The following is a 13,106-nucleotide window of genomic DNA, read 5'->3' on the forward strand; positions in this document are numbered from 1 at the left end:
CCGCCAGCCCGCCAGCCCGCCAGCCCGCCAGCCCGCCAGCCCGCCAGCCCGCCAGCCCGCCAGCCCGCCAGCCCGCCAGCCCGCCAGCCCGCCAGCGAGGATCGAACACCAGCCGGCCGCTGGGCCAGGGCCCGCGCCACCGTTCCCCCGAACCGTCCACCGACAGGGCCCGCGGGTCACCGCGGGCCCTCCTTCATGCCGCCCTCACGGTTTCCCTCGCCCAAACCGTTTCCGGCAAAGGAAACGCCTTGTCCCCCGGCCCCGCGACAGCGCACCATTGATGGAGTCCCGAAATTCCGCGGCCGCCGCGGAATCGTCGAAATCCCCCGTTGATCCGGGAAATTCCGAGGAGCGAGTCATGATGGTCGTCTGTTCGTTTTCCGCCCTCGTCCGCACCGCGCTTTTCCTCGTCGCGGTCGCACTTGTCGCCGGGTTGTCGCTCGCCGGCCCCAGCGCTCACACGGGCACGCCGAGCCAGGGGCCCGCGGTGGCCACCTCCGAGCCCGTCGAGCACTGACTCAGGTGCCCAGATGCTTGGCCACCTGGTCGATGTACCGCTCCACGGACTCCGGGGAGTCCGGCCGTCGGCCTTCATCGCCGCTATCCGCTCCACCGTCCCGGCCAGGCGCTGCGGGCTCCTGGTTCACGCCCGCGGCCTGCGATCGACGCGATCCGCGCGCCCGCGTACCCCTTGGCCGCGACCAGAGGTCAGCCTTCAAGCACCTCCCGGAGCTTCCGCGCGAACGCCTCGGGCTGGCCGGCGTAGCCGAACTCGCCGCCGAGGAAACCACCGTGGTGGCTGGGGAAGATCGTCGCCTGCTGGCCGAGGCGTTCGGCGGTGGCGAGGGCGGCGCGCCCGGTCATGACGTCGAGGGACTCCTCGCCGACGGCGATCACGACCCGCGTCGGCGCGGCAGTCAGCGCGTCGATGTCGAGCTGGTAGGCGGTGACGGCCAGCGAGCGTTCGGTGAGCAGCGGATCGTCCCGGCGGCCGTCGTCTTCGGCCGGCATGCCGAACTGGGCCGGGTCCGGCGCGGGCAGGGCGAAGTAGTCGTCGGTGAACTCGCCTTTCCACGACGTCATGGTCATGAAGGCGGCCATGCCGGCCCCGAAGCCCCGCGCCTGGTAGGCGTCCCGCATGGCCTTCCCGGCCCGCTCGGCCGCGGCGGCGTCGGGCAACACCCCGACGAGCGGTGGCTCGTGCGCGACGAGCGTCCGGACGTCGTCGGGATAGGCGGTGACGAGCGCGAGCGCGGTGACGGCGCCCCCGCTGCTCCCGAACACCTCGACGACGCCGGCACCGAGCGCCTCGATGACGCGGTGGAGATCACCCGCTTGGGTGGCGGGAACGTGGTCTTCCCGGCCGTCTTTGCGGACGCTGCGCCCCAGCCCGCGCGGGTCGTAGGTGACGACGGTGCGGTCGGGGAAGTAGGACGCCAGCGTGCTGAACCCGCTGGCTTCCATGGGTTGCCCGACCATGAGCAGCGGTGGCCGCGGGCTGTCGGCGGGCAAGGGGCCGTGGACGTCGTAGACGCTGTCGGCCTCGGGCGTTGCCAGTGTGTGCGTGGTCATGGAGCCTCCCCATTTCGGACGTTGGGGGAAGCGTAAACGGCAGCACCGACATTTTCGGGTGGTCGCGCGCCGTGGTGTCGATCCACGTGGGCGGGGCGTATGAGACCCCGCTGGTTGCCGAACCGCGCGCGTGGGGTGGCCGGCCGGACTCGCACCGGCTTTTCCCGGGGTCACAACCCGGGGCCTCGTCTCCTTCGGCTTCGGCCACAGCAGCGCGTCCGGGAGTCGAACCCGGGTCCCCCGGGTGAGAACCGGGCATCCGTTCCACTGGACCAACGCGCCTTGCGAAAAAAGAGCGGTCGGTGGGCATCGAACCCACCGATCCGTGGTGGAGGAGGGAGTCGAACCCCCTGTGCCACAAGGGCGTCCGGTTTACAGCCGGCTGAGGCTCCGCAGCCCCGTCTCCACCGAGTCCCCGGTCACGACGACCGGGGCGCACTCGCGTCCGCCGTACTCTTACGGCGAAGACGAGCGCAGAAAAAAGTCTCTGAAAAGCACACAAAAAAACCGCCCGGATCGGATACCCGATGGGCGGCTCCCGGTGCACGACGCGGTACTACGTCATGCCGAGGAGCCCCCGGAGGTGGTGTTCCCGCATATAGCTCACGACGACTCCTCGGCTTGGTTCGTGTGGAAACATCATCACGTGCCCGCCGAACGGCGTCAACGAATTAACCGACCAGTCCCGTGCGGTACGCGTACACCACCGCCTGAACCCGGTCCCGCAGGTCCAGCTTGGTCAGGATTCGCGACACGTACGTCTTGACGGTCTCCTGGCTGATCACCAGCGCGGCCGCGATCTCGCTGTTGGACAACCCATCCGCGATCAACCGCAGCACTTCCAGTTCCCGGGGCGCCAACGCGGTTTCCGCCGACGACGCCGGGCGGATCCGCGCCGCGTACTTGCCGACCAGCCGGTGCGTCACCTCCGGATCCAGCAGCGCCGCACCGGTCGCGACGGTGCGGATTCCGTGCAGCAGCTGCGCGGGCGGGGCGTCCTTGAGCAGGAACCCGCTGGCGCCCGCGCGCAACGCCTCGTAGACGTACTCGTCGAGGTTGAACGTCGTCACCACCAGCACCTTCACCGGCTGCGCGACCCCGGCGCCGGCGAGCAGGCGCGTCGCCTCGATGCCGTCCAGCACCGGCATCCGGACGTCCATCACCACGACGTCGGGCCGCAGCGAACCGGCGAGGTCCACCGCCGTGCGCCCGTCGCCGCACTCGCCGACCACCTCGAGGTCGGCCTGGGCGTCGATGATCGTCGCGAAGCCCGTGCGAATCAGCGCCTGGTCGTCGCAGACGAGCACCCGGATCACGACGCCCTCCCCGCGGGAATCCTTGCCTTCACGACGAATCCGCCATCACGACGCTCCGCCGTGAACTCCCCGCCGAGCACGTCGACGCGTTCGCGCAGCCCGGCCAAACCCCGCCCGCTCCCGCGCAACGCCACCGGGCCCGCGGGGGCGCCCCCGAGCGCTCCGGCGTGGGTCCGCCGACACGCTGTTCGAGAACGTGGAGGGATTTGCGTTGACGACCATGAGGAATCATCGGCACCGCCGAGCGACGACACTGCTGGCCGGGGTCCTCGCCTTGGCGACGACCCTGATCGCCGCTCCCCAGGCGCAGGCCGCGAGCAATCCGTACACCCCGGAAGGTGCCTGCGGCTCGGGCTACCGGCGCGTGTCGCCGGACGCGACCCTGACCCTGAGCTACGGCTCGCAGGTGTGGGGACACACCTACTTGCTCTACAGCGCGACCACGAAGAAGAACTGCGTGGTCACGCTCAAGCAAGCGTACGTGGGCGTGGACAGCTACACGGTCGCGCACATCCAGGTGGAGGGCTCGAACATGGTCGGCGACAACGACTACTACTCGTACTACGCCGGACCGTACTACGTGTACGCGCCAGGAAAGTGCGTTCGCATCCACGGTGTGGTTTGGGACAGTGCCCTGTCTCGCGCCGCGAGCGCGTACGGCCCCTACGGTTGGTGCGACTAGACCGACATCGCTGTCACGCTCACCGGTCCGGGGATCGGTGAGCGTGGCGGTGAGTCGGAGCCGCCAAGGGGGCTCGAACCCCTGACCTTCTGTTTACAAGACAGATGCTCTACCAGCTGAGCTATAGCGGCCTGGCACCCAAGGCACCGACCCCAGTGTATCGGCCCCACCCCACCGCCCCGTCAAGAGGCAAGATCACCAGCTCCAGGCCACTATGGAGCAACGTGGTCAACGCCACTGCAACGATGGACACACCGCCGTCGATGCACCCGGAGGAGGACGACAGAGCGAGGAGGTGGATCTTGAAGATCGACAGCACGGGGCACACCACGACCAGATGGCCCCTCCTCGAACCGCCCGAGCAAAAGCCGCGGACCCACCGCCCGAACCTCCTCAAGCGCCGCCCCTGGCACGTTCTCGAGGCACCCACCGGTGAGTTCCCCGCCGTCGATGCCGACGAGGCCATGGGGCCTCAGCTGCCCGACGAGGCCACCGTCAACTTCGTGCTCGACCTCTCCCTGCGCATCGGTGAGGTCCAGATGGCCAGCGGTGCCGGCGCGTCGGACGTCACCGCCACCATCATCGCCATCGCCGGGGCTCTCGGGCTGCCGCACTGCGAGGTGGACGTCATCTTCACCTCGATCACCGTCACCTGCCACCGGGGCAGTGACCTCTCGCCCGTCACCGCGCTGCGCGTCGTGCGGAGCCGGAGCCTCGACTACACCCGGCTCACCGAGACCGAGAAGCTCATCCGGCAGATCGTGCGCGGCAACATCGGTGCCGAGCAGGCCCAGCAGGAGCTCGAGCGGATCACGCAGGCCTCGCACCCCTACCCGCGCTGGACCGCGACGCTCGCCTGGGGCGGGGTCGCCGCCTTCATCACCCTGCTGCTCGGCGGGGGCATCGACATCGCGCTCGTCGCCTTCGTCATCTCCGGCGTCATCGACCGGATCGGGCGGTTCGTGAACCGCTACGGCCTGCCCTTCTTCTTCCAGCAGGTCATCGGGGGCCTGGTCGCGACGCTCTCGGCCATGGCCATCGTCAGCATGAACGTCCTGACCACCGACAAACCGACGCTCGTCGTCGCCGCCGCGGTCACCGTGCTGCTGTCCGGGCTCTCCACCGTCTCCGCGGTGCAAGACGCCATCACCGGCTATAACGTCACCGCCGCCGGCCGCACCATGGAGACCGCGCTGATGTCCGCCGGCCTGATCGCCGGGGTCGTGCTCGCCCTGCGGATCGCCGTCATGCTCGGCCTGCCGCGGACGCCGCTGCCGGAGGTGCCGACGTCGACCGCGCTGCAGCTGCCGATGGTCGTGCTCGGCGGAGCCGGCGCCGCCGGTTGCTTCGCGCTCGCCAGCTACTCCAAGATGCGGGCGATGCTGGTCGCCGCGGCCGCCGGGGGGATCGGCGCCGCCGTCTACGGGTCGCTCACGCTCGCCCAACTGGACAGTGTCAGCTCGTCCGCCATCGCCGCGACGCTCGTCGGGTTCTGCGGTGGTGTGCTCGCCCGACGACTCGGCGTTACTCCACTGGTGGTCGCCGTGTCCGGGATCACTCCGCTGCTTCCGGGCCTTTCGACCTACCGTGGTCTGTATCAGATCGGGGTCGAGCCCAGTGGGAACATCTCGACGCTCATGACGGCCGTCGCTATCGGGCTTGCGCTGGCAGCGGGCGTGGTACTCGGGGAATGGCTCGCCCAGCCGGTGCGGACCGGCCTGGGCAGGCTCGAGCGGCGGTTCGCCGGACCACGCATGGCTGGTCCGCTCGAACCGACCGAACGAAGCTTGGAGTAACCCGACGGTCACCGGCTGTTCATCGCTCACGCGATAGGGTTTCACTCTGGGGCCGCGACCCAGGACGCGAGGAGCAGCAGCTGTGAGTGACAAGGAGAACGGGAACCAGGCCGACTTCGTCGTAGTGGCGAACCGGCTACCGGTGGACCTCGAACGCACGACGGACGGTGAACGCCGCTGGACGGCCAGCCCGGGTGGGCTCGTCTCCGCGCTGGAGCCGTTCCTGCGATCCCGGAAGGGCGCCTGGGTCGGCTGGCCGGGCATCCCGGACGTCGACGTCGAGGAGTTCGACGACGACGGCCTGGTGCTGCACCCCGTATCGCTCAGCGCCGACGAGGTCCGCGACTACTACGAGGGCTTCTCCAACGCCACGCTCTGGCCGCTCTACCACGACGTCGTCGAGCGCCCGGTGTTCGACCGCGTGTGGTGGAACAGCTACGTCAAGGTGAACCGCCGGTTCGCGCAGGCCAGCGCCGACGTCGCCGCCCAGGGCGCGACCGTCTGGATCCAGGACTACCAGCTGCAGCTGGTGCCGGCGATGCTGCGCGAGCTGAGACCGGACCTGCGCATCGGCTTCTTCCTGCACATCCCCTTCCCGCCGGTCGAGCTGTTCATGCAGATGCCGTGGCGCGCCGCGCTCATCCGCGGCCTCACCGGCGCCGACCTCGTCGGCTTCCACCGCCCCGGCGGGGCGCAGAACTTCCTCTGGCTGTGCCGCCAGCTGATCGGCCTCGAGTCGACGCGCGGCGCGGTCGGCGTCCGGTCGCGGCCGGGCACCATGCAGGTCGGCGACCGGACCGTCCGGGTCGGCGCCTTCCCCATCTCCATCGACGCCGCCGGCCTCGACAACCTCGCCCGCACCAAGGGCGTCCAGGAGCGCGCCGCCCAGCTGCGGCGCGACCTCGGCAACCCCAAGACGGTCCTGCTCGGCGTCGACCGCCTCGACTACACCAAGGGCATCGACCTGCGGCTGCAGGCGCTGCACGAGCTCCTGCACGAGGGGCGGCTGCAGCCGGACGACGTCACGTTCGTCCAGCTCGCCACCCCCAGCCGCGAGCGCGTCGAGCACTACCAGCGGATGCGCGGCGAGATCGAGCAGATGGTCGGGCGGATCAACGGCGAGTTCTCCCGCGTCGGCCACCCGGTCGTGCACTACCTGCACCAATCGGTCGACCGCACCGAGCTGGCCGCCTTCTTCTCCGCCGCGGACGTCATGGTCGTGACGCCGCTGCGTGACGGCATGAACCTCGTCTGCAAGGAGTACGTCGCCACCCGGCACGACCTCGGGGGCGCGCTGGTGCTGTCCGAGTTCGCCGGCGCGGCCGCCGAGCTCTCTAGCGCATTCCTCGTCAACCCCCACGACCTGGACGGGGTGAAGGACGCTTTAGTAGCTGCCATTACGCTCGACCCGGCCGAGGGCCGTCGCCGGATGCGCGCCATGCGTCGCCAGGTCCTCACCCATGACGTCGATCGATGGGCGCGCTCGTTCCTGCAGGCTTTGGGCACCGAGGCGGTCGACTGACATAGTCCCCAGACCCATGCACGAGCTCCTGAGGAGGAGTGTTGACTGCCGAGGCCCTGCCCGCCGAGCTGCGGCGTGCGATCGTCCAGATCGCTCGCACGCCGCGCCTGCTGGTCGCTTGCGACTACGACGGCACGCTGGCACCCATCACCCTCAACCCGGACGAGGCGCGTCCGCTGCCCGAGTCCGTGGGCGCCCTCAGATCGCTCGCCGGTCTGCACGAGACCACCACGGCGGTCATCTCCGGGCGCGCCCTGCGTGACCTGGCGACGCTGTCGCGGCTGCCCTCCGAGGTGAACCTCGTCGGCAGCCACGGCTCGGAGTTCGACATCGGCTTCATCCACGCCCTCGACGAGAAGGCGCGCGACCTGCACCGGCGGCTGGAGGCCGAGCTGGAGCAGCTCGTGCTGGACGTCCCGGGCGTGTCGCTGGAGGTCAAGCCGGCGAGCATCGCGGTGCACGTGCGCCGCGCCGAGCACGAGGCCGGGCGCCGCGTGCTCGCGGCCGTCCACTCCGGACCGTCCACATGGGAGGGTGTGTCGACCACCGACGGCAAGGAGGTGGTCGAGCTCGCGGTCGTCCAGACGGACAAGGGGCGCGCGCTCGACATCCTGCGCCACCAGGTCGGCGCCACCGCGGCGATCTTCCTCGGCGACGACGTCACCGACGAGAAGGCCTTCGCCCGCCTGTCCGGCCCGGACCTGGGCATCAAGGTCGGCGACGGCGAGACGCTCGCCGGCTTCCGCGTCCCGGACACCGTCGACGTCGCGCTGGTGCTCGCGTTCATGCTGGAAGAGCGGCGCAACTGGCTCTACGGCGAGTCGGCGCCGCCGATCGAACGGCTGTCGATGCTGGCCAACGAGCGCTCGGTCGCGCTGCTGACGCCGGACGCGAAGCTGACCTGGCTCTGCCACCCGGGCCCGGACGCGCCCGCCGTGTTCGCCGACCTGCTCGGCGGCGAGGGGGCCGGCCACTTCTCCATCAAGCCGCACCGCAACGGCCTGCCACTCGGCCAGCGCTACCTGCCGAACACGATGACGGTCGAGACGCGCTGGTCGCGCCTGCTCGTCACCGACTACCTCGAGCCGGAGAGCCCGCAGCACCGGACGGACCTCGTCCGCGTGATCTCGGGCGAGGCGGTCGCGAGCGTCCGGTTCGCGCCGCGCCCCGAGTTCGGCGGCGTGCCGGTGAAGCTGGAGATCGTCGAAGGCGGCGTGCGGGTCCTCGGCACGTCCGAGCCGTTCGTGCTGTATTCGCCGGGCGTCGAGTGGACCATCACCTCCGACGGCCTGCACGACACCGCGAGCGCGCTGGTCCAGCCGACGCCGACCCAGCCGGTCGTGCTGGAGCTGCGCTGCGGGACCACGGACCTCGGCCCGCACGAACTGTCCGAAGTGGAGCGACGCGACCGCGCCGGCCGCTACTGGAGCGAGTGGACGTCGAAGCTGCAGCTCCCGAAGGTGCAGACCGACCTGGTGCTGCGTTCGGCGCTGACCCTGCGCGGCCTGGTCAACACCGACACCGGCGGCGTGCTCGCCGCGGCGACGTCGTCGCTGCCGGAGGAGATCGGCGGCGTCCGCAACTGGGACTACCGCTACTGCTGGATTCGCGACGCCGCGATGACCGTGCGAGAGCTCGTGCACCTGGGCTCGGTCGAGGAGGCCGAGGGCTACCTCAAGTGGCTGCACGGCGTGCTCGCCACGCTGGCCGGCCCGGAGCGGCTGCACCCGCTGTACACCCTGGCGGGCAGCGTGATCGGTGCCGAAGCGGTCATCGAGTCGTTGCCCGGTTATGCCGGTTCTCGCCCGGTTCGCGTCGGCAACCTGGCGAACCACCAGGTGCAGCTGGACGTTTTCGGCCCGGTCGTCGAGCTGGTCGGCACGCTGGCCGCGGCGCGCAGCGACCTGCGCGACGAGGACTGGCAGCTGGTCCGCGCGATGGCGGAAGCCGTGACGCGGCGCTGGAACGAGCCCGACCACGGGATCTGGGAGGAGCGGCACGTGCCGCGCCACCGGGTCTACTCCCGGGTCATGTGCTGGGTGACCATCGACCGCGCGATCAAGCTCGGCGAGCAGTACGGCCGCGAGATCCCCGGCAACTGGCAGGGATTGCGCGAGGAAATCAAGCACGATGTCCTCACGCACGGTTGGAACGACGAGGTCCAGGCCTTCACCACGGCTTACGACGGCACGGACCTCGACGCCGCGTCGCTGTTCGTCGGGCTCACCGGCCTGATCGACCCCGCCGACGAGCGGTTCCAGCAGACGGTGACCGCGATCGAGGCGGAGCTGCGCAGTGGGTCCACTGTGTACCGTTACCGCCGCGACGACGGCCTTCCCGGTGGTGAGGGCGGTTTCCACATCTGCGCGGCGTGGCTGATCGAGGCGTACCTGCTCACCGGGCGGCGCACCGAGGCGCAGGAGCTGTTCGACCAGATCGTCGCGGCCGCCGGCCCGACGGGGCTGCTGCCCGAGCAGTACGACCCCATCGCCGAACGGTCCCTCGGCAACCACCCGCAGGCCTATTCGCACATCGGGCTGATCCGGTGCGCCAACTTGCTGGCGGCCAGTTAGCCCTTTCGGTCTGAATCTCCGTGAAGGCCACCTTGGGGAACCACAAGTTCCTTATGGTGGCCTTCACGGCGTTCGGAGGTGAGGTGGATGCAGGGCACTTCCGGCCAGGTCGAGTTCGTCCCGCTGCCGCCCCGGTTCGCCGAGCGGGTGCGCGCGGGTTCGGTGGTCGTCGGGTGCACGATGATCGCCGCGATGGTGCTGCTGTTCGGTCTCACGACGTTCCTGGAGAGCCTCGCCCGCGGCCACGCGCTGCCGGATTCGCTGATCGGGAAGGCCGCCGTCGTGCTGCCGCCGCTGAGTGTGCTGGCGATCGCGGTCCTGGTGCTCTCGTCACGGCGGTGCCTGCGCGGCGACTACCTGGTGGTCGCGACGGCCGCAGTGGCGCGCACCACGCTGCTCTTCACGTACGTGCTGACGCTCGTGCTGATTCTCGGGCTCTTCGCGGTCCCGATCGTGTTCCGGCTGCGGCCGGACCTGCTCACCACGGTGGCGACGTTCGCCTTCGCCACGTTGGGGTACGTGGCCGGGATGTTCTTCGTGCGGCCGTCGGTGCAGACGCTGCGGAAGTTCAGCGATCACCCGATTTGGTGAGGAAAGCCGACCACGCGGCGGGGCTCAGGTGCAGTTCGCCGTGGGGCGCCTTGGAGTCCCGCACGCCCACTCGCGCACCAAGCTCAACCTCAACACAGTCACTGCCCTGGCCATCTGTGCTGTAGCTGCTCTTGACCCACCGTCCGTCTACAGTGGACACCGCAGCCTCCCGCTCAGAGCCGTTCGATCAGCGCGATCGAGTCCTCCGCATCCAAGGCCCGATCGGCGAAATCCTTGAAGGCCAGCTTAGCAGCGGAGACCTCCCCCTCCTTCTCAACGTGAACCGAGCCGAAGATGTGCTCGACGTAGGCGATGTCCGGCTCCTGGGGGTCATCGAAGCTCGCGATGATGAGGTTGCCGTTCTGGCCCGAGTAAGCACCGACATCCTCCGGCACCACCTGGAGGGTCACGTTCGGCTGCCGCGCCCGCTCGACCAGGTGCTGCAACTGCTCCTGCCGGTCCGCACGACCGAGGACCGGCCGCCGCAGCGCGTGCTCGTCGATGATCGCGTGGAGCTGCAGGATCGGGTTGTCGGTGAGCCGCAGCTGCCTCAGCAGCCGCACGGTGACCTGGTTCTCCAGCACCTTCGGCTTCATCTGCACCCGCGCCGCGGCGAAGACCTCCCGCATGTACGCCTCGGTCTGGAGCAGTCCGGGGATGTAGCCGAACTGGAAGACCTTCACCGCGCTCGCTTCGGCCTCGATGGGCAGGAAGCCGCGGTTCCCCACCCCGTAGTGGTGCCACCAGCCCTTCGCCTTGGCGCGGTCGTAGGCGGCGATGTACTCGCCCCAGTCCGAAACGACCACGTTGTACCGGTCCAGGAGCGCGCGGAAGTCGTGATAGGGCGGCAGGTACCCCATCTCGATGCGCGACATCTTGCTCGTCGACATGCGCAGTGGCGCGCCGGCTTCGTCCTGCGTCATGCCGAGCCGTTCGCGCATCCGCTTCAGCTGACGCCCCATCTGCCGGGCGGGCAGGTTCGGCTCACCCACGGCGTCTGACCCCTCGGAACCACATGGGCACGGATAGTAAGGCCCGGGTCCGGCAATCTGGGATTCCCGCGTGCAGAACTTTCTTTGCACAACTTTCTCTGCACGGCTACAGTGACGTCATGACCAGCGCTCCACCACCGGAAGAACTGGACCCGGACGTCCTCAAGGCCGTCACGCACCCGTTGCGCCGCCGGATACTCGGCGTGTTGTCCGCGGGCCCGGCGACAGCCACGAAGCTCGCCCAGACGCTCGGCGAGAACACCGGCGCGACCAGCTACCACCTGCGGGAGCTGGCGCGGTTCGGGTTCGTCGAAGACGTCCCGGAGCTCGCCAAGGGCAAGGAACGGTGGTGGCGGACGCGGCCGCGGGACATCCGGTGGCCGCGCCGCAGTTCGCAGAGCGCCGAATCCCGCGTGCTGTTCGACGACATGCAGCGCCAGGGGTTCGAGGACGACCTCGAAAAGCTGAACCGGTTCGTGGAGACGCGCGAGGAGCTGCCCGGCGACTGGCCGGACACGCTGCTCTACGCCCGCGGCGGCACGTGGCTCACCGCGGAGGAACTGAAGCGGTTCTGGGACGAGTACCTGGAGCTGTTCCGCCGGTACTGGCGGCCCGAGGACGACCGGTCACCGGAGGCGCGGCGCGTGCTCGTGCGCCTGCTCGCGTTCCCGGACCCAGGGGAGAAACCATGACAGGGGGATTCACATGCGAAGAGGGGCTCTACTACTGGCCGGGGTGATCCTGGCGGGCACGGCTTGGGCACCACCGGCTTCGGCCGACCCGAGCGACGTGACTTTCACGAACGGCGGGGTGACGTTGCACGGCAGCGTCGTCGCCCCGCCCGGGGGAACGAAACTGCCGGGCCTGGTGATGGTCCACGGCTCGGGGGCGCACAGCCGCGAGGACTACCGCGACCAGGCGGAAGTCTTTGCACGGCAAGGGATAGCGACGCTGATCTACGACAAGCGAACCGAGGGGTACTCGCAGTTCTCCCGGTCGTACTCGACACTGGCGGACGACGCGCTGGCGGCCGTCGAGGCGTTGCGGAAGCGGCCGGAAGTCGACCCGGCGCGGGTCGGCGTGTGGGGGTTGAGCGAAGGCGGCTGGGTGGCGCCGCTGGCGGCTTCTCGGTCCGCGGACGTCGCTTTCGTGGTGACGCTGGGGGCGAACGGCGTCGAACCGTCGCGGCAGCAGGCGTGGGCGGTCGAGAACCAGCTGCGGCAACTGGGGATGGACGGCTCGATGGTGCGGATGGCGTCGTCGACGATGATGCGTCAGCTGGTCGGCGGCGGCGTGTTCCCGGAGGCGCACTACGACCCGGTGGTGGTGCTGAAGAGCCTGCGCCAGCCGGTACTCGGGCTGTGGGGCGCGAAGGACGTCCTGACGCCGCCGGGCGAAGCGGTCCGGATCTTCCGGGAGTCGTTGGCGCACTACACGTTGCGGGTGTTCCCGGACGCGCAGCACCAGCTGCGCCGCACGACGGACGGCTACGACAAGCTGCCCGGCTACGCGCCGGGGTACCTGGAGCTGGTGGGCACGTGGGTGCACGACTTGCCCGCTGCATCTTCGGCTGACGCGCCACCGCCGCAGGACCGGCCGAGCACCGCGGTGACGCCGTTGGCCTGGTACGAGTCGACGTGGCTCCAGCTGGCGGTGCTGCTGTTCCTGCTGGTGGCGTTCGGCTTCGGCCTGGGCCGCGGCGCGGGCCGCCCGGCCCGCTGGCTGGCGGCGACCGGGCTGCTCGCGGTGCTCGGCTTCCTGGTCGTGAACGTGCTGATCCAGGTGTCGATGGGCCGCGGCCTCGGCCCGGTGCTGTGGGGACGCCCACTCCCGTGGTGGGCACTGCAGTTGCTCTCACTGGGCGTGCTGGCGGCAGCGATCGGCACGGCGGTGGCGTGGTGGCGCCACCGAACCCCCCGCTTGGCGATGACCTTGGCCGGCGGCGTGGTGTTCGTCCCCTGGGCGGTTTATTGGGGCCTGCTGGGGATCTAGGCGGAGATGATCGCGGCCCTGGTCAGGTCGTGTCTCTCACCCGCCCGGAACGGATCACGACGAAGGTAGG

Annotated in this window: 12 protein-coding genes and 4 tRNA genes; 8 read left to right on the forward strand and 8 right to left on the reverse strand. The window is 69.8% G+C overall.

Going from position 1 to position 13,106, the window contains the following annotated elements:
• Positions 1-358 precede the first annotated feature (358 nt).
• Positions 359-517, forward strand: a complete 159-nt coding sequence (locus ACZ7OH_RS13540; protein ID WP_470281083.1) for a hypothetical protein — start codon at positions 359-361, stop codon at positions 515-517.
• A 191-nt stretch (positions 518-708) separates the two neighbouring features.
• Here ACZ7OH_RS13540 and ACZ7OH_RS13545 read toward each other — a convergent pair whose 3' ends face one another.
• From ACZ7OH_RS13545 to ACZ7OH_RS13565, 5 genes are all read right to left on the reverse strand, one after another.
• On the reverse strand, positions 709-1,572 hold the full coding sequence (locus tag ACZ7OH_RS13545) for an alpha/beta fold hydrolase (RefSeq protein WP_470281084.1): 864 nt from the start codon (positions 1,570-1,572) through the stop codon (positions 709-711).
• A gap of 131 nt (positions 1,573-1,703) precedes the next feature.
• Positions 1,704-1,780 (reverse strand) — tRNA-His (locus ACZ7OH_RS13550).
• Between the two features lie 2 nt (positions 1,781-1,782).
• A tRNA-Glu gene (locus tag ACZ7OH_RS13555) sits at positions 1,783-1,854 on the reverse strand.
• Between the two features lie 44 nt (positions 1,855-1,898).
• A tRNA-Tyr gene (locus ACZ7OH_RS13560) sits at positions 1,899-1,981 on the reverse strand.
• 262 nt (positions 1,982-2,243) lie between these two features.
• The gene (locus ACZ7OH_RS13565; protein WP_470281086.1) at positions 2,244-2,888 is read right to left on the reverse strand and encodes a response regulator; all 645 of its coding nucleotides are present in this window, start codon (positions 2,886-2,888) and stop codon (positions 2,244-2,246) included.
• Positions 2,889-3,108: 220 nt separating this feature from the next.
• On the opposite strand from ACZ7OH_RS13565, the gene ACZ7OH_RS13570 reads away from it, so the two are divergent.
• Positions 3,109-3,570, forward strand: a complete 462-nt coding sequence (locus ACZ7OH_RS13570) for a hypothetical protein (RefSeq protein WP_470281087.1) — start codon at positions 3,109-3,111, stop codon at positions 3,568-3,570.
• Between the two features lie 58 nt (positions 3,571-3,628).
• On the opposite strand, the gene ACZ7OH_RS13575 is transcribed toward ACZ7OH_RS13570, so the two are convergent.
• Positions 3,629-3,701 (reverse strand) — tRNA-Thr (locus tag ACZ7OH_RS13575).
• Positions 3,702-3,872: 171 nt separating this feature from the next.
• Between ACZ7OH_RS13575 and ACZ7OH_RS13580 the strand changes: the two genes are divergently transcribed.
• The 4 genes from ACZ7OH_RS13580 (at position 3,873) to ACZ7OH_RS13595 (ending at position 10,052) form a co-directional block, all read left to right on the forward strand.
• Positions 3,873-5,366, forward strand: a complete 1,494-nt coding sequence (locus ACZ7OH_RS13580; RefSeq protein WP_470281088.1) for a threonine/serine exporter family protein — start codon at positions 3,873-3,875, stop codon at positions 5,364-5,366.
• An 82-nt stretch (positions 5,367-5,448) separates the two neighbouring features.
• Positions 5,449-6,888: an alpha,alpha-trehalose-phosphate synthase (UDP-forming) gene (locus ACZ7OH_RS13585; RefSeq protein ID WP_470281089.1), complete on the forward strand. Its 1,440-nt coding sequence runs from the start codon at positions 5,449-5,451 to the stop codon at positions 6,886-6,888.
• Between the two features lie 41 nt (positions 6,889-6,929).
• A complete protein-coding gene (gene otsB / locus ACZ7OH_RS13590; RefSeq protein ID WP_470281090.1) occupies positions 6,930-9,461 on the forward strand; it encodes a trehalose-phosphatase in 2,532 nt (843 codons plus the stop codon).
• A gap of 87 nt (positions 9,462-9,548) precedes the next feature.
• A complete protein-coding gene (locus ACZ7OH_RS13595; protein WP_470281091.1) occupies positions 9,549-10,052 on the forward strand; it encodes a hypothetical protein in 504 nt (167 codons plus the stop codon).
• Here ACZ7OH_RS13595 and ACZ7OH_RS13600 read toward each other — a convergent pair.
• Both ACZ7OH_RS13600 and ACZ7OH_RS13605 read right to left on the reverse strand, forming a co-directional pair.
• Entirely contained in the window at positions 10,030-10,212 is a 183-nt protein-coding gene (locus ACZ7OH_RS13600) for a DUF397 domain-containing protein (RefSeq protein WP_470281092.1), read from the reverse strand. The two genes, ACZ7OH_RS13595 and ACZ7OH_RS13600, sit on opposite strands and share 23 nt — an antisense overlap.
• A 13-nt stretch (positions 10,213-10,225) precedes the next feature.
• Positions 10,226-11,044 (reverse strand): helix-turn-helix domain-containing protein, encoded by an 819-nt coding sequence (locus ACZ7OH_RS13605; RefSeq protein WP_470281093.1) that lies wholly within the window; start codon positions 11,042-11,044, stop codon positions 10,226-10,228.
• A gap of 119 nt (positions 11,045-11,163) precedes the next feature.
• Between ACZ7OH_RS13605 and ACZ7OH_RS13610 the strand changes: the two genes are divergently transcribed.
• Positions 11,164-11,736 carry an ArsR/SmtB family transcription factor gene (locus ACZ7OH_RS13610; RefSeq protein ID WP_470281094.1) on the forward strand — a complete coding sequence of 191 codons (573 nt, stop codon included), beginning with the start codon at positions 11,164-11,166 and terminating at the stop codon, positions 11,734-11,736.
• Positions 11,737-11,779: 43 nt separating this feature from the next.
• Positions 11,780-13,036, forward strand: a complete 1,257-nt coding sequence (locus ACZ7OH_RS13615) for an alpha/beta hydrolase family protein (RefSeq protein WP_470281443.1) — start codon at positions 11,780-11,782, stop codon at positions 13,034-13,036.
• The last annotated feature ends 70 nt before the right edge of the window (positions 13,037-13,106 follow it).

The sequence above is a fragment of the Amycolatopsis sp. NPDC114478 genome (genome assembly GCF_055633805.1).